The sequence below is a fragment of the Bacillus cereus group sp. BceL062 genome (genome assembly GCF_051780025.1).
Lineage (GTDB): Bacteria > Bacillota > Bacilli > Bacillales > Bacillaceae_G > Bacillus_A > Bacillus_A toyonensis.
Window position 1 is genome coordinate 62,883 of sequence record NZ_JBPWGY010000012.1, and the last position, 16,020, is coordinate 78,902.

Below are 16,020 nucleotides of genomic sequence, written 5' to 3' on the forward strand. Positions count from 1 at the left end.
TCATTTCTCACAAAAAAGCTTTTAAGGTTATACTCAAAAAAGCATCGCCTAATGGCGATGCTTTTTCATTACGAATATGATACAGTTTTTTCTTGTTCTTCTACAGCAGGCTCTTCAGCATCTTTTTTACGATCCGACAGTTTAATTTTCTGTAAGAAAATCGTAAAGATAGCGCCTACTATGATAAATACTAATCCTGTTAAGAATACAGTATGAAGTGAGTCTACTAAAGAATTTTTCAAAATTGGTACGATACTGTTAGCAAATGCTTCTGGCATTTGTTTTAATGCCTCTGGACTAAATAGCATCGAATATAAACCTTGTGGGTCTGTATGAATCATATCTTTAAATTTTGTTACCATTTGTCCCGCTTCTTTCGGGAATGTATCTAATACAGGTACTAACTTATTTGTTAATGTTGTACCTGACGTGTTATTCATAATTGATCCTAAAATTGTAATACCGAATGTCCCACCGATTTGACGGAAAAACTGACTTGATGATGTTACGACACCAAGGTCTTTTTTCGGGAAGCTTTCTTGTAACGCTAATGTTAAAGTCGGCATTACAAGACCCATGCCTAAACCGATAACCATCATATAAGAAGTTGCAGTCAGTTTAGTTGTGTGCATATCCATCGTTGTTAATAACCAGAAACCACCAGCCATAATGAGCATACCTGCGATAATTTGTGGTTTTACACCGACTTTTAATACAAGTTGCCCACCAATAATACTCATAACAATCATTGTAATCATCATCGGTGTCATAATCGTTCCCGATTCAGCAGCACTTACTCCTACAATACCTTGCATGAAGAATGGTACGAACATAATCGCACCGAACATTCCGATACTCATAAAGAATCCAATCGCATTAAGTATTGTAAACGTACGGTTTTTAAAGAAATGCATCGGTAAAATTGGTTCTTCAGCTTTCGTTTCAACGATAACGAAACTAACGATACCAATTACAGCTAGTGCAAATAAACCGATAATTTGCCAAGAATCCCATGCGTAATCTTTTCCGCCAAACGTTAACGCAAGTAATAAACTTACAACACCGAGAATCATCGTAAAGATTCCAGCGATATCAATTTTAATTGGTCCCGTTTGTTTATGTGATTTTAATCCCATTGCGATAAAGACTGTTGCTAAAATACCAACTGGTAAATTAATGTAGAATACCCATCTCCAGTTCACTGCGTCTACAATCCAACCACCAACTTGTGGTCCAATTACAGAAGCAAGACCGTATAACGCACCAAAAATACCTTGCCATTTCGCACGTTCTTTTCCCGTGAACATGTCTCCAATAATAATCATAGCCATCGGCATCATAATACCGCCACCAAGACCTTGAATACCACGGAAAATAATTAATTCTGTCATACCATTTGCCATACCACATAACGCTGAACCAATCATAAAAATAACTAGCCCTGTTATATATACGTTACGACGCCCAAGTAAATCCGCTAATTTACCTGCAATTGGTACGACTGTCGTTGATGTTAACATATAAGCTGTTGTTAACCATGTCATTAAGCTTAGTCCGCCAAGTTCACCAACGATACGCGGCATCGCTGTACCAACGATTGTTCCGTCTAACGCAGCAAATAGCATCGCAATTACTAAACCAATTAACAACAACTTTCTATTTGTATTGCCTTGTTGCTCCATGTAATCTCCTCAATTCCTCTTATTTATTCTCTTTTTTCTCTTGTGTCCCGCAAATAATGGTTTCTAACTTTTCAAAGAGGCGCAACAAATCTTCTCGTTCTTGTAATTCTAATTGTGAAAAGTATTTTGCGATATGCTCATTACGAGCTGCCATCGCCTCTTTTACTGTATTTTTCCCCTTTTTCGTTAGCTCAATGACAACAACACGGCGATCATTATCATCGTGATAACGCTCTACTAACTCATGATCAATTAAACGGTCGATCATTACTGTAATGGCGCTCGGTTTTACGTACATTTTCTCCGCCAATTGTGTCGCTCTTGAAGCTCCGTAATGATCTAAAATCTTTAAAATATAAAATTGCGGTGGTGTAAGTCCTGATGCTTGCATTTGTTCCAATAGCTCTGTTTGCATTTTCTTTCCTATAGCGAATGTAAGAGCTTGAATCTTATCAATATGAGTCATATCATTTGGCATGTTATCCACCTCTTATTTAAACAATAAAATATTTAACGTATTTAAATATTAATCCCACGAACAAAATCCGTCAATACCTTTTATTCATAAAAACGTTTACATTTTTGTCACAAAGTTGTATAATTTTCGTCGAAGTTAATATTGACAGTCACGGAGAATCGGAGTATACGGCTATGAATCATAAAAAAGGGAACTTTTTTATATTTCATGGCCTTTTTATATTCTCTCTGTCTTAAACGCTTCCAATTAATTAGGAGAGGATTTTCATTTTATGTTTTTCACACAATTATTTAAACCTGCGCCCCATGCAGAACGCTTACCAGCTGATCGCATTGATAGCGAATACCGTAAATTACGTTTACAAGTATTTTTAGGTATCTTCATCGGTTATGCAGGTTACTACTTTGTTCGAAAAAACTTTTCACTAGCAATGCCATACTTAATTGAACAAGGCTTTAGTAAAGGGGAACTTGGGGTTATCCTTTCAGCAGTATCTATCGCTTACGGATTAAGTAAATTTCTTATGGGTATCGTATCCGACCGTTGTAATCCTCGCTACTTTTTAGCAGCTGGGCTATTTTTATCAGGTATCATTAATATTATTTTCGGCTCATTTTCTTTCATTACAACGAGCATTATACTTATGTTTGTACTTCAGTTTTTAAATGGATGGGTACAAGGGATGGGATGGCCTCCTTGTGGTCGTACGATGGTTCACTGGTTCTCTATTAGTGAACGTGGTACAAAAATGTCTATTTGGAACGTCGCTCATAACGTCGGCGGCGCACTTATGCCTTCTCTCGTTACATTAGGCTTATACTTCTTTGCAAATGACTGGAAAAGTATATTTTACTTCCCAGGTATTCTTTCAATTTTAGTTGGTATTTATGTATTAATTACGATGAGAGATACACCCCAATCTTGTGGATTACCGTCTATTGAGGAACATACTGGCGAATATCCATCAGGTGAAAAAGTGAAAGATCGCGAACGCGAACTTTCGGTAAAAGAAATTTTATTTAAATACGTACTAAACAATAAATTTTTATGGTACATCGCTATCGCGAACGTTTTCGTATATTTCGTACGTTACGGCGTTGTAGACTGGGCTCCTACTTATTTAGTAGAGGAAAAAAGCTTTACTCATAGTAGCTCACGTACAGCTTACGCTCTATATGAATGGGCTGGTATTCCAGGTACACTTCTTTGCGGATGGATGAGTGATAAACTATTTAAAGGACGCCGCGCACCTGCTGGTATTTTATTTATGGTCGGTGTATTCATTGCCGTTCTTGTTTACTGGCTAAATCCTGCTGGTCACCCAATCATTGATAGTATCGCACTTGTTTCCATTGGATTTTTAATTTACGGACCTGTTATGCTAATTGGTCTTCACGCACTTGACTTAGCACCAAAGAAAGCTGCTGGAACTGCAGCAGGCCTAACTGGTTTCTTTGGTTACCTAGGCGGAGCTACTTTTGCTAGCGCAGCTATGGGCTTTATTGTAGATGCATTCGGATGGGATGGCGGATTCATTTTATTACTTGTATCTTGCGTACTTGCAATGTTCTTCCTTGCCCTTACTTTAAATACAGGATCTGCAAAGTCAAAACAAGCTTAAACAAAATATAAATATGTAAACAAACATAAAAATAGCTCTTAGCGTTTATTCTATACGCTAAGAGCTATTCTTTATTTACAGCACTTTTCTTACTAGCTATAACAATCAATTCCTTCCCTACTATAAAATTAAAAAATTTGATGAAATACCTTTATTAATACAGCTAACGTAACAGATGCAGCAAATCCCCCTAAACAAATTAAGCTTACCCCTTGACTATATGATAAATTTTGAAATGATTTCATACCTTCCATCCTCCCTATCTCCCCTTTGATACTTTTATTTTACCAATGGGAAAATTTTCATAACATCGATTTTCCTAACAACAAACTTACAAATTTGTAAGTTAACATCTTTTCAACTTATATATCTAGTATTTCCACAAAAGGATGTCATTTATACATAAAAAAAGACCTCGGGTATCCCAAAGTCTTAGTTACGTGCTATTTCATTTTATTTTATAATCATTACTGGACATTTCACTCGTTTTGCTATTTTATGACTTACGCTACCAAGCATCATTTCTTGTAATGTATTTAATCCTCTGCTCCCAGCAATAACAAGATCTATATCCCCTGTATTTACATATTGAACGAGCGTATCACCAGGATCACCATGCAGAATCGTAAATTTATAAGAAATCTTCTCTTCCTTTAATAATCCTTCAATCTCTTTTAATTTATCTTTCCGACTAGCTGATATTGTTTCAAAATCTGTTTGTCCGTGTATAATATCTGATTTTGCTGTTCTATTATCTACGACATATACAATTTCAACATTTGCTTCTTCACTACATTTCGCAATATGTATTGCATGCTCCGCTGCCCGAAGTGCATGTTCAGAACCATCACATGCTAATATGATTTGTTTGTACATATGCTGAATCCCCTTTTCATTATCTTACTCGTATTATAATACAAAAGCCCCTTTTTTTGTTTTTTTAAAAGGAGCTAATAAATAGTATAAGATTAAAAAATCATAGTCCTTTAGCCAGCAATCCTTTTATTATAAGCCGCTAAATTTGTAACGAGCTTCGAACTACGTTCATTTAATCCCGTTATACTTACTTTTACACCGATCTGTTCATACTTCATGATAACTTTATCAATTGCGGCCACTGCTGAATCATCCCATACGTGTGCATGAGTAAAGTTCATTTCAATTTCTTTTACATCTTCCTTAAATGAAAAAGCATTTATAAAATCTGCCGTAGATGCGAAGAATAGTTGGCCATGAATTTCGTATATTTTCTTATTTTCAATATATAAATGTTTCACGTGAATCTTTGCCATGTTGAATGCAAATAAAACAGCACTAATTACTGTCCCGATGATCACGCCTAATCCTAGATTGTGGGTGATAAGAACAACGACAACCGTTACGATCATGACGAACGCATTTCCTTTTGGCACTTTATGAATCGTCGCTACAGAGTTCCAATCAAATGTTCCAATTGAAACCATAATCATAACTGCAACTAAAGCTGCCATCGGAATATGAACAACATAATCACCTAAAACAAATAGTAATACGATTAAAAATCCGCCCGCTACAAATGTTGATAAACGCCCTCGTCCACCTGACTTAATGTTAATAACAGATTGGCCAATCATTGCACATCCTGCCATTCCTCCGAAAAATCCAGCAACAATGTTCGCAATCCCTTGTCCACGTGCCTCTTTATGTTTATTACTTTCCGTATGCGTCATATCATCTAAAACTGAAGCTGTTAATAGTGATTCTAATAAACCGATAATTGCAAGCATAACTGCATAAGGTAAAATAATCCCTAATGTCTCAAGTGTAAAAGGCACGTCAGGAATACTAAAGAACGGTAATTCTTTCGGCAGGCTTCCCATATCTCCTACTGTTTTCAACTGTAATCCGCTTATAAGTGCAATACTCGTCACAATAATAATTGAAAAAAGCGTAGACGGCACAGCCGTTGTAATACGTGGAAATAAATATATAATTGCAAGTCCTAATACAACGAGTGCATACATTTGCCAAGTTGCATTTTTAAAATGTGGCAATTGCGCTGTAAAAACTAAAATTCCAAGTGAATTTAAAAAACCACTCATAACAGATTTCGGAACAAACTTCATAAATGAGCTCAGTTTGAACACGCCAAAAATAATTTGGACAATACCTGTTAATATTGTTGTAGCAAATAAATATTGCAAACCATGATCTTTAACGAGCGTTACCATTAATAATGCCATTGCACCTGTTGCAGCTGAAATCATTCCAGTTCTTCCGCCAACAAATGAAATGGTAACTGCAATACAAAAGGCGGCGTATAGTCCAACTGTCGGATCCACGCCTGCAATAACAGAGAAGGCTATCGCTTCAGGGATTAATGCTAAAGCAACGACAATTCCTGATAACACGTCCCCTCTCACATTAGAAAACCAGTCATTTTTTATCGTTTGAAACAAAATACCACTCCTCTATTCCTTTATCATTTGATTTTCTCCATAAGAAAATCTAGCCGACTGCACGAAGGCTATTATATAACGAAGAAAGGATATTGCGCTATGTAAAAGTTTCTTAAAAAAAGACGCTATCTTCATAGCGTCTTTTCTCGTTTCATTAATGTCCACCGTGACCTTGACCACTTTCCTGAACAATTTCTAATCTCTCATCTAATATTCCTTGTGTTTCAAATGAAATATTACTCGTACTACCTAAAAGGAAGCCATGGTTATATGGTCCCAGTGTTGGGTCATCTTTAAACTTCGGTTGAATACTAGCAAGGAAGTCATAAACTGGTTGTGAAGCTTTACCTTCCCCCAGCAAGACAACAGGTGCGTGTTTACCCATATGTGAAAAAGGTGCTCCTGCAATTGCTAAGTCTGGTGTTTCGCTTGAAACAAATGACAAACCGTGACCTGATTTTGTGAATCCCCAGCCGAATTTTGTTTTTTCATCTTTAAACTTCGCAAATGCGATAGAATTTTCTACTGGTGTCTCTCCACTAATACGCGTTACTTTCCCATATTTACTTAACTCTCGTTCTACTTCTTTTGAAACGATTTTCTCTGGTCCTAACACATATATATTCGCTTTATCTTTTCTCATCTTTAACGCCTCAATTGTCGCTTCTGGCACTTTATTCTTTTCTGTATAGAGTAGTGGCTCTGGCATATGAGAAATCCAGTTTACAGCTGGTGTTGTATACAAACGTCCTTCTTCTTCAGACGAACCGACAATAACGCTATTTGGATAGCTTCCTGTTCTATCGGCATATTCTTTATCAACATCTTTAGCAAATATAGCTGGATCCGTTTCTTTTATTTGCTTTACTTTATATTCTTTTAATTGCTCAAGGATAGATGCACCTACATCCCCCATCACCATAATTTGTGTTCCATCTTTCGTTCCGAGCGGATTTAATCGTTTTATTTCTTTTAACGTCATTTCAGGTACCTTTTCTTTTTCTATAAATAAAATCGGCCCATTATTCGGATGATGAATAAGATCCGCACTCGCAATACCTAATTGCCACTCATTTACTGGTACTAAAATAATAGCGCCTGGCTGATTCTCCTTATGCGTTGCTGGCCATATCGTTTGCGAAGTTAGTACTGCCATTTGCAATGGATCATTTGTATTTAATCTCGTTACGTTTTTTAAACTTGTCGTTAATAAATCATTCGATGCCCCTTTATTCATTTCTTTCGGCGCAGTTACCTCTTGATTCATTTTCATTTCCTTTTGCTCTGTTTTCTTCTCTTTTGTAGATTCATGGTTTTTATGGTCTGTATTCGTTTGTCCGCATGCAGCAAGACCAACTGCTGTAATTATTGTTATCCCAAAAACTCGGGTCACTTTTTTCACTATACCGCCTCCGTATCAATCGTTTTCGAGCCAATATCATTACCTAAATTAGAATTTCACCTTTACAATAACAAGCAATTCTGAAGAAATTATGCAGATGCATGATAATCTGCACCATTTCTTCATGATTTTGACTTACAATTTAAGTAATAACTAAAAATGCGGAGGTACTCTATGGTCGATATACTACTCGTAGACGATGAACCGAGAATGCTTGAATTATTAACGCTTTATCTTACTCCAATCGGATATAACTGCGTATGTGCGACGTCAGGAGAAGAAGCTATTTTACATATAGAAAACCGAAACTTTAAATTTGTTTTACTCGATATTATGATGCCAAAGATGGACGGATGGGACACGTGCAAAAAAATCCGCTCATTTAGTAACGTTCCTATTATTATGGTTACCGCTCGTGATCAAACAGTAGATGTCGTCCAAGGATTAAAACTCGGAGCGGATGATTACGTAACGAAACCTTTCCATGAAGAGGAACTTTTCGCAAGAATTGGAGCTGTTTTAAGGCGCACAAATGAACATAAACAAATCCAATATCACGGCATTCTATGGGATGAGGCGAAGCACTTTGCTTCTGTATATAATGAAGAACTTCTTCTCACACCAATCGAATTCTCTTTACTCGGATTATTTTTACGCCATGTAAATTATGTATTAAGCCGTGATCAGCTCATTGAACGAATTTGGGGATTAAACACAAATACCGAAGATCGCACAGTCGATTCACATATTCGTAATTTGCGTGATAAATTGCGAAAAGCAAATTTCCCTATTGATCATCATTTAAAAACTGTGTACGGGGTAGGTTACAGGTGGGTTGATACCGAATATTTAGGAGCGAAACGATGAAGCGAATTTCTATTCAATTCGGATTTTATTTTTTAATTGTTACACTTTTAATCGAAAGCGTCCTCTTTGTTTTGCTCTATTATAGTCTTGTAAACAATAGAGTGAATGAAGAAATGACCGCTCTATTAAAACGAGGAAATAGTCATCGAGATGTACTTGAAAAATATTATGATAAACAAACAATCTCTCACGTTGCATTAATGGAGTCTGAAGCTGAAACTACTGTTGTTATTACAAATGCAAATAAAGCAGTACTAGCTAAATCTAACGAAATAAACACGACTATAAAAAATCATATTAGTGGAATGCAAACTCGAACCGACCATAACGGAGCTATTATAGAAAATCATTGGAAAACATCTAATTATATTTGTACAGTTAGCCCCATTGTAGTAGGTGGAAAACATGAGGGCTATGTGTACATGTTTCTTGGAACTGAATCAATTGAAGAGATGGTTAATAGGCTAACAAAACAATTCATTATTGCCGGTATCATCACATTTCTACTAACAGTCATCACCATTTTTCTATTATCCCGTTTATTAACAAAGCCATTGTTACACATGAAACATGCCACTGAAAAAATGAGTAAAGGTGATTTATCCGTTTCATTAACGACTACTCGAAATGATGAAATTGGTGAACTCGCACAATCTATTCAAACGCTCGCAAATGATTTACATTATATGAAAACGGAAAGAAGTGAATTTCTAGCAAGTGTTGCTCACGAATTACGTACACCTTTAACATACGTAAGAGGTTACGCTGACATTGCCTTAAAAGACAGCACACCTCCTGAACAACGTTTACGATATTTATCTATTATAAAAGATGAGTCTGATTATATTACGAACTTAGTTCAAGATTTATTTTCACTCGCTCAAATGGAACAACATAACTTTTCTATTCAAGTAAAGGAAGTACATTTACACACTTTCCTTACTCGCATAGCCGAAAAAGTAAACGCCATGTATAAAGAAAGACACATTAAAGTTTCTTTCACTTGTCCTCCTACACTGTTAGTCAACTTAGATGAACAGCGATTCGAACAAGTGATAGTGAACATTTTAAATAACGCTTATAGACATTCAAAAGAGCATTCTCATATCAACATTTCTGTTACAGAAGAATATAAGCATATTTCCATCACCATTGAGGACGACGGTGAAGGTATTCCCCCTGAAGACCTCCCTCACATTTTCGACCGCTTTTATCGTGTTGATAAAGCAAGAACACGAGCTACAGGTGGAACCGGTTTAGGGCTTTCTATCGTGAAGGAAATCGTAGAACTACACGGCGGGAATATTACAGTCATAAGTGAAGTTGATCATGGATCTTGTTTTACAATTTCATTGCCATCTATAAAGAAACACGACTACCATGAGTAGTCGTGTTTCTTTATCCTTTAAGATTTCACTTTATAATATAGATTTACAAACTGTCCAAAACGTTTCGTATCCGTTAAAGTTAAATTGATTTCCGGGTTCTTGTCTTGAAATAACGGAACTCCAGAACCTAATATATGCGGTGTAATCGTGACAACATATTCATCAATTAGATTGTTCTTAAAGAACTCTCTTAATAAACTCCCTCCACCAACCATCCATATTTTAGATCCTTCCTGCTCTTTCAACCTTTTCGTAAACTCCACTACATCTTCATTTACAAACTCCACGTGTTCGTTTGAACCTTTTTCCGAGTTAGAAAAAACATAACATTTTTTATCTACATACGGGAATGTTTCCGTATGCTCTACTACATAATCGTACGTTCTTTTTCCCATAATTATTGTATCAATCGTTTCGTACATTTCTGTATAACCGTTGTCTCCCTCTCCTTCGGTTTCCATTAACCACTGTAAATCATCATCTTCTTTCGCAATAAATCCATCTAAGCTCGCCGCAATAAATAAAACAATTTCACGTGACATATTTTTTCCTCCTTACGTTTCATCTTGATAAAATTATGATGTAAGCAATATACTAACAGTAAAACATGACAATTAATGTCATATTAAAAGGAAACAGGTGGTATATTTGTCAAAAGCTAAACGCTTATTAGATATTCTTATATTTGCTTCTGCGAAAAAAACATTTACAGCGCAAGAAATAGCTGATGAATTTAATATTTCCGTTCGTACTGTTCATAGATACATTTTAGATTTAAGTGATATGGGGTTACCTATTTATGCTGAACAAGGTCGTAACGGAGGATATAAAGTATTAACGAATAGAGTCATTCCGCCTATTTTATTTACCGAAGAAGAAGCCGTATCCATCTTTTTTGCTTTTCAATCTTTAAGCTACTATCGAGATTTGCCTTTCGATACAGAAATCAATTCTGTTACTCATAAACTGTATAGCTCTCTTCAAAACGATGCGAAAGCGAAAGTTGATAAAATCCGCTCTTATATCGCCTTTTGGAATCCTAAGAGAACAATTGATACACCACTTTTAAAAGAAGTGTTAACAGCGGCTATTGAAAATAAAAATTTACACTTTCAATACGAATCTAAATCAGGGATAAAAACAAAACACGTTCACCCTATCGGTGTATATGCTCACGATGGTTTATGGTATTTACCATCCTATGACTTTAGCAGGCAGAAAGTATTACTGTATCGTGTTGATCGTATTCTTTCTATACTATTCACGGAAGAAAACGAAGATACTTTTATGAATTTAGAAGAATGGTTTGCCTCTAACTCTAACGTAATAAACATTCCTACTCAGTTACATGTTTTACTCACAACCGAAGGCGTACGCCAATGTAAAAGCGTTCCTTACCTTGAAGAGTTCATTGAAGTAAACGAAGATGGGACGGGGTATATACATTCAACAATTGATAAAGGTGAAATTCATTTTATTACGCCTTTATTTTATAGACTAGGAAAAGATGCAAGAGTTTTAGAACCAAAGGAATTAATAGATGGTCTACGTATACGTGCGAAAGAAATTTTAAATATGTATGAAAATTAAAAAGCTGCTAAATATAAGCAGCTTTTTAGTCTAGTTATTCCTATTGTTTTATTATTGACGAATATCGAACCACCAACGATTTTTCGCATTCATATTCTCCGTCCCACTAAACCCACTGTAACGGAAAGCATCAAGGAAAATTGAATCTAGCTTATCCTCATCTACAAAATAACCTAAGTTAACTTTTACCGTTTGTCCTGGTCGGATACTGCCAATATTGTAAAAGCTTTTCCCTTCTCCGTGAGGTTCTAAATAATCAACTTCGCCTGTCATAATATTTTTTTCCGCAATTCCATCTCTTTCAGCGTAGTTCCATGCATTACCTTCAGATTTAAGCAACTTTATGGATGGGTGCATATAAATTTCTTTCGTCGACTTTTTACCAATATTTCTCACTTTTGTTGTTAAGTAAACAAATTTAGGATTAACTAATTTTGATTCTACTAGTTTATCAATTGAATCTTTACCATTTCCGAGTTTATATTCATCCCGTCTGTATGGTAGCAATTCTCCTATCTGATTTAAAGCCTTATTCTTGCTTAGTATTTCTAAGCCAAGTTCATTAAAGTTTTCTTGTTTAAAATCTTTGATTGAATCGAAGACTTCAACTTTTTCTATCACATATTCAATTTGGCTGTTATCCATGATTATAGTTACTGGAACTTTTTTCCCTATATGAAATAGTCGTTTGCTATCTTTTTTCAAAGGAATCACCTTAGTTTTTTTAGGTTCATCTGCTTTGCTAAAACGATTTTCATCATATTCTACTATATGTGATGCCTTTTCTTTTGACGTAGGCTCAAGTGAAATGCTCCCTAACACTTCCATCATTTGTTCTTCGTTTATATCGGATCCAATATAACTCTCTAACATAATCCCTTCTTTCTCAAAAAAGAGAAAGACCTTTCTGTCAAACATTACATTGTTGTTTCCTGTTTCTTTATGGACAATTACTGCTTTCCTACCATTTATCTCTTTTTCTTCGTAACTTTTCGAATACAGAGTTTGAAAATCTGTATTTTCCCCTACCCTCCGAAGAGCGAATGAAAATCCCCCCATTGCGTAGTTATCTTTAAATGAATATTTCATAGCACTGTCATCAATTGCTTCCATATTTTCTGGCAATTTACCAATCTTCAACTTATACCACTTATCACTCTTTTTCGAGTCCTTATTTGTTACTGAAACATTTACCTCGTAATTTTGTTTTTGGACAATCATATTATAAACTTTCACTGCACCAAAAACGGTTGTCGGCATACCAATCAATAAGCAGGCAGCAGCGATTAACATACGGTGTCTTTTACGCTTTTTCTGCGATTGTCCATCTTTCAGCTTCATTTCCTCCATAAACAATTTCTTTTTGCGCGTATATGTATGTGAAAATTCATGCTGTTCTTCGAGTTTATCAAAATCATCTAAAGCAATCTTTTCAGCAAGTTCATATATTTCTTTGGAGTTCTTTGAATTCGTCATGTTGTATACCTCCTATCATATTTTGAACTCGTTTTCGAGCGCGTTCAAACTGCTTACGGACATTTGCCTCCGTTATCCCCATGACACTTGAAATTTCTTGATACGTTAAGTTATAGAAGACTTTGTACTTAAACACCTGTCTGTTCGATTCATTTAACTCTTTTAGCAATGTATCAATTTGAACCTCGGACATTAGACGTTTTTCCCACTCTTCAATATTTTCATCTACTGCTTCTATTGATTCTCTTTCATATTCTTCTAAAAACGTTTCATGTCGTTTATTTTTCCGATAACTATCAATCGCCTTATTTTTCGCGACCCTCAAAGTGTAGCGTTTAAGCTCTTGAGTGTTCAAGCTATGGAGCTTTTCCAAGTTCTTATAAAGAGTAATAAACGTCTCTTGAACTGCATCTTCAGCCTGCTGAATATTATTTAAAATAGAATACGCTACATAATAAACTTTTTGTTCGTACAACTCGTATAGCTCTTCCATCTTTTCATAATCGTTGTTTGTAACTTTCATATAATTCCTCCTCTCATTCTATATAACGAATGAGCGATATACTTTGTGACACTGCAGCATTCTTTAATAGATAAAATTTAATAATAGAATAAACAAAAGCCCAATTTCTCTATTTTAACTGAGAAATCGGGCTTTTGTTTATTGGAATTTTCCTGACTGTCCCCTTAAGAATATCACTCTTACGCCTTTTCGGGATGCAGTATGTTCTCTATCGCTTCTTTTAACAATGTCTTTGTTTCTTCAAAGTTATGATTCTGTTTTTCTCCAGGTTGTACCGTATAAAACTCGGCAAACGAGCGCTCTTTATATCTCGGTACGACATGCATATGGTAATGCGTTAACTCATTAAAGATTCCACCATTTTGACAAATTGTAACTCCATCTGGTTTATATAATGACTTAATCGCTTTTACAATAAGCTTAGAAGCATCCATAATCGATTTTGCTACAACATCATCTAATTCGTCCACTTCTACAACATGATGCTTTGGCACAATTAAAATATGTCCTGGATAGAAAGGGGCATGATCTAAAAAACATGTTACATATTCATTTTCATATACTTTATATATTTTTTCCTCTTTGTTTGCTAATTTACACCCTAAACATTCCATTAAATTTCTCCTCTTTCTAAAACATAAAAACGTGAGAGCCGTAGTCTCACGTTTTTATGTTTCACTTGATTAGTTCAATTGTTTCCGTAACTTTTATACTATCTTTTACAGATTGAACAATCGTACAATTTTTCACTGCAAGCTGTAACGCCTTGTCCAACTGCTCTTCTGTAATGTTTTCTGCTTTAATTTTATAGTGCAAATGAACACTTTCAACTGGTTTTGATAAAGCTTCACTTCTACCAATTTCGGTTTCAATTGTAAACGTATCGTATGTAATACGTTTCTTTTCTAAAATTGTTCGGAAGACAATTGCACTACATCCTGCGATAGAAGAAACGAGTAATTGTAACGGTGAATACCCATTTTCTTTTCCAATCGCTAATTGACCGTACGATAAATCTGCTTCTATATCATCGTGTTTGATTGTTAGTTTCATTTGTTTTTTCCATCTCCGCTTTCATCGGTTTCTTCCGTTTCTTACTCATATAATAATATATGTAGCAGAAAATGATAAATGGAATACCACAATATAACGCCATTCTTTGTTCAGGAATAAACGCTAAACTAATAACAACGATGCTATTTGTAATTAAAGCTAAAATTGGAACAATCGGGTATAGTGGTGTTCTATACTTTAAGTCCTCTAATTTCCCTCCGCCTTTTATATACTGACTTCTAAAACGAAGTTGCGATAGCGCAATAATGATCCAACTTGAAACAGCCGATAAACCAGCTATCGATAATAAGTACATGTACACTGTATCTTCTGCAAGGAAACTTGTGAATAGAGATAATCCAGCTACCGCAATCGTTACGACTAGCGCTGTAATTGGAATACCACGTTTATTTACTTTCTTGAAAGAAGTTGGTGCCATTCCTTCATTTGCAAGTGACCATAATATACGCGTTGCTGCATATAATCCTGAATTCGCTACAGATAATAAAGCAGTAATAATAACGAAGTTCATAATATCAGCTGCATACGGAATACCGATTTTATCAAATACAACTACGAATGGACTTTCAATTACGCCTGCTTCTTTCCAAGAAATTAATCCTACTAAAATCGTCATTGTTAAAATGAAGAATAACATAATGCGCCATACTGTATTACGAATTGCGCGTGGAATTGTTTTTTCTGGATCTTTACTTTCTCCTGCTGCAATCCCGATTAACTCTGTTCCTTGGAATGAGAAGTTAACCGTAATCATTGTAAGTAATACGGCAGCTAGTCCATTCGGAAATAACCCGCCATCGCTTACGAAGTTAGAGAAAAGAGGTGCCGCTTCTTTTCCGTCGTATGGTAAAAATCCTAGTAATGCACTACCACCAAGTAGAACGAATGCAATAATTGTAACTACTTTAATACTAGAGAACCAAAACTCTAATTCAGCGTAACTTTTCGCTGAGATAGCGTTTGAAGCATATAAAATAACTCCGAATACGAGACACCATACCCAAACATCAACAGTTGGAAACCATCTTTTCATCATTAAACCGATCGATGTTAATTCCAGTCCTACTGTTACTGCCCAGCCAAGCCAATATAGCCAGCCGATCATAAAGCCTGTTCCTGGTCCAATAAACTTCGTCGCATACTTTTGGAAAGACCCTGAAACTGGCATTGCTACCGTTAGTTCTCCAAGACAAAGCATTGTTAAATACATAATAAATCCGCCCACTAAATATGAAAGGATGGCCCCCCCTGGTCCAGCCTGATTAATAGTGTAACCTGAACCTAGAAAAAAACCAGTTCCGATTACACCACCAAGTGCGATCATAAATAAATGTCTACTCTTCATCGTACGATGTAATTTCTCATTTGTTGGTTGCTGCATCTTAATCCTCCCCCTACAAGTACCCCTATCTCTTTTTAAAATTTTCTGATAATAAAAATATACACGAAAGCGATTACAATTTCTATATAAAATTAACACT

General features: G+C 35.6%; 16 protein-coding genes. 4 read left to right on the forward strand and 12 right to left on the reverse strand.

Features of this window, described 5'->3' with window-relative positions; genetic code table 11:
* Positions 1-68: 68 nt before the first annotated feature.
* Both ACS2MN_RS24095 and ACS2MN_RS24100 read right to left on the reverse strand, forming a co-directional pair.
* A complete protein-coding gene (locus ACS2MN_RS24095; protein WP_000437662.1) occupies positions 69-1,682 on the reverse strand; it encodes an MDR family MFS transporter in 1,614 nt (537 codons plus the stop codon).
* 19 nt (positions 1,683-1,701) lie between these two features.
* Positions 1,702-2,160 carry a MarR family winged helix-turn-helix transcriptional regulator gene (locus ACS2MN_RS24100; protein ID WP_001132370.1) on the reverse strand — a complete coding sequence of 153 codons (459 nt, stop codon included), beginning with the start codon at positions 2,158-2,160 and terminating at the stop codon, positions 1,702-1,704.
* 271 nt (positions 2,161-2,431) lie between these two features.
* Between ACS2MN_RS24100 and glpT the strand changes: the two genes are divergently transcribed.
* On the forward strand, positions 2,432-3,781 hold the full coding sequence (gene glpT / locus ACS2MN_RS24105) for a glycerol-3-phosphate transporter (protein WP_000466380.1): 1,350 nt from the start codon (positions 2,432-2,434) through the stop codon (positions 3,779-3,781).
* A 128-nt stretch (positions 3,782-3,909) separates the two neighbouring features.
* On the opposite strand, the gene ACS2MN_RS24110 is transcribed toward glpT, so the two are convergent.
* From ACS2MN_RS24110 to ACS2MN_RS24125, 4 genes are all read right to left on the reverse strand, one after another.
* A complete protein-coding gene (locus ACS2MN_RS24110) occupies positions 3,910-4,026 on the reverse strand; it encodes a DUF4027 family protein (RefSeq protein WP_000834733.1) in 117 nt (38 codons plus the stop codon).
* 208 nt (positions 4,027-4,234) lie between these two features.
* Positions 4,235-4,657, reverse strand: coding sequence for a universal stress protein (locus ACS2MN_RS24115; protein WP_000277986.1), 423 nt, complete (start codon positions 4,655-4,657; stop codon positions 4,235-4,237).
* A 110-nt stretch (positions 4,658-4,767) separates the two neighbouring features.
* Positions 4,768-6,219: a SulP family inorganic anion transporter gene (locus ACS2MN_RS24120; protein ID WP_000487908.1), complete on the reverse strand. Its 1,452-nt coding sequence runs from the start codon at positions 6,217-6,219 to the stop codon at positions 4,768-4,770.
* A gap of 154 nt (positions 6,220-6,373) precedes the next feature.
* Positions 6,374-7,621, reverse strand: a complete 1,248-nt coding sequence (locus ACS2MN_RS24125) for a cell wall-binding repeat-containing protein (RefSeq protein ID WP_346994856.1) — start codon at positions 7,619-7,621, stop codon at positions 6,374-6,376.
* A 174-nt stretch (positions 7,622-7,795) separates the two neighbouring features.
* Here ACS2MN_RS24125 and ACS2MN_RS24130 point away from each other — a divergent pair, with 174 nt between their 5' ends.
* Entirely contained in the window at positions 7,796-8,488 is a 693-nt protein-coding gene (locus ACS2MN_RS24130; protein WP_346994857.1) for a response regulator transcription factor, read from the forward strand.
* Positions 8,485-9,876 (forward strand): sensor histidine kinase, encoded by a 1,392-nt coding sequence (locus ACS2MN_RS24135; protein ID WP_346994858.1) that lies wholly within the window; start codon positions 8,485-8,487, stop codon positions 9,874-9,876. Before ACS2MN_RS24130 ends, ACS2MN_RS24135 begins: the two co-directional genes overlap by 4 nt.
* A 17-nt stretch (positions 9,877-9,893) precedes the next feature.
* Here the strand turns inward: ACS2MN_RS24135 and ACS2MN_RS24140 are convergent, their stop codons facing one another.
* Positions 9,894-10,418, reverse strand: coding sequence for a dihydrofolate reductase family protein (locus ACS2MN_RS24140; RefSeq protein ID WP_087969028.1), 525 nt, complete (start codon positions 10,416-10,418; stop codon positions 9,894-9,896).
* A gap of 106 nt (positions 10,419-10,524) precedes the next feature.
* Here ACS2MN_RS24140 and ACS2MN_RS24145 point away from each other — a divergent pair, with 106 nt between their 5' ends.
* Positions 10,525-11,466 carry a helix-turn-helix transcriptional regulator gene (locus tag ACS2MN_RS24145; RefSeq protein ID WP_088055945.1) on the forward strand — a complete coding sequence of 314 codons (942 nt, stop codon included), beginning with the start codon at positions 10,525-10,527 and terminating at the stop codon, positions 11,464-11,466.
* A 51-nt stretch (positions 11,467-11,517) separates the two neighbouring features.
* On the opposite strand, the gene ACS2MN_RS24150 is transcribed toward ACS2MN_RS24145, so the two are convergent.
* From ACS2MN_RS24150 to ACS2MN_RS24170, 5 genes are all read right to left on the reverse strand, one after another.
* On the reverse strand, positions 11,518-12,942 hold the full coding sequence (locus ACS2MN_RS24150) for a DUF4367 domain-containing protein (protein WP_000185107.1): 1,425 nt from the start codon (positions 12,940-12,942) through the stop codon (positions 11,518-11,520).
* Positions 12,908-13,465 carry an RNA polymerase sigma factor gene (locus ACS2MN_RS24155; RefSeq protein WP_000869288.1) on the reverse strand — a complete coding sequence of 186 codons (558 nt, stop codon included), beginning with the start codon at positions 13,463-13,465 and terminating at the stop codon, positions 12,908-12,910. Before ACS2MN_RS24155 ends, ACS2MN_RS24150 begins: the two co-directional genes overlap by 35 nt.
* Positions 13,466-13,644: 179 nt before the next feature.
* Complete coding sequence (locus ACS2MN_RS24160) at positions 13,645-14,079, reverse strand: HIT family protein (protein WP_000388979.1); 435 nt, start codon at positions 14,077-14,079, stop codon at positions 13,645-13,647.
* Between the two features lie 61 nt (positions 14,080-14,140).
* Entirely contained in the window at positions 14,141-14,518 is a 378-nt protein-coding gene (locus ACS2MN_RS24165; protein ID WP_000778838.1) for an OsmC family protein, read from the reverse strand.
* A complete protein-coding gene (locus tag ACS2MN_RS24170) occupies positions 14,493-15,920 on the reverse strand; it encodes an amino acid permease (protein WP_001187118.1) in 1,428 nt (475 codons plus the stop codon). Before ACS2MN_RS24170 ends, ACS2MN_RS24165 begins: the two co-directional genes overlap by 26 nt.
* Positions 15,921-16,020: the final 100 nt, after the last annotated feature.

What these genes read in the sequence shown, in the direction of transcription:
- ACS2MN_RS24140 (WP_087969028.1), bottom strand. Translation starts at nt 10,418, where the DNA reads ATGTCACGTGAAATTGTTTTATTTATTGCGGCGAGCTTAGATGGATTT.
- ACS2MN_RS24095 (WP_000437662.1), bottom strand. Translation starts at nt 1,682, where the DNA reads ATGGAGCAACAAGGCAATACAAATAGAAAGTTGTTGTTAATTGGTTTA.
- ACS2MN_RS24110 (WP_000834733.1), bottom strand. Translation starts at nt 4,026, where the DNA reads ATGAAATCATTTCAAAATTTATCATATAGTCAAGGGGTAAGCTTAATT.
- ACS2MN_RS24115 (WP_000277986.1), bottom strand. Translation starts at nt 4,657, where the DNA reads ATGTACAAACAAATCATATTAGCATGTGATGGTTCTGAACATGCACTT.
- ACS2MN_RS24165 (WP_000778838.1), bottom strand. Translation starts at nt 14,518, where the DNA reads ATGAAACTAACAATCAAACACGATGATATAGAAGCAGATTTATCGTAC.
- ACS2MN_RS24150 (WP_000185107.1), bottom strand. Translation starts at nt 12,942, where the DNA reads ATGACGAATTCAAAGAACTCCAAAGAAATATATGAACTTGCTGAAAAG.
- ACS2MN_RS24155 (WP_000869288.1), bottom strand. Translation starts at nt 13,465, where the DNA reads ATGAAAGTTACAAACAACGATTATGAAAAGATGGAAGAGCTATACGAG.
- ACS2MN_RS24130 (WP_346994857.1), top strand. Translation starts at nt 7,796, where the DNA reads ATGGTCGATATACTACTCGTAGACGATGAACCGAGAATGCTTGAATTA.
- glpT (WP_000466380.1), top strand. Translation starts at nt 2,432, where the DNA reads ATGTTTTTCACACAATTATTTAAACCTGCGCCCCATGCAGAACGCTTA.
- ACS2MN_RS24100 (WP_001132370.1), bottom strand. Translation starts at nt 2,160, where the DNA reads ATGCCAAATGATATGACTCATATTGATAAGATTCAAGCTCTTACATTC.
- ACS2MN_RS24170 (WP_001187118.1), bottom strand. Translation starts at nt 15,920, where the DNA reads ATGCAGCAACCAACAAATGAGAAATTACATCGTACGATGAAGAGTAGA.
- ACS2MN_RS24135 (WP_346994858.1), top strand. Translation starts at nt 8,485, where the DNA reads ATGAAGCGAATTTCTATTCAATTCGGATTTTATTTTTTAATTGTTACA.
- ACS2MN_RS24160 (WP_000388979.1), bottom strand. Translation starts at nt 14,079, where the DNA reads ATGGAATGTTTAGGGTGTAAATTAGCAAACAAAGAGGAAAAAATATAT.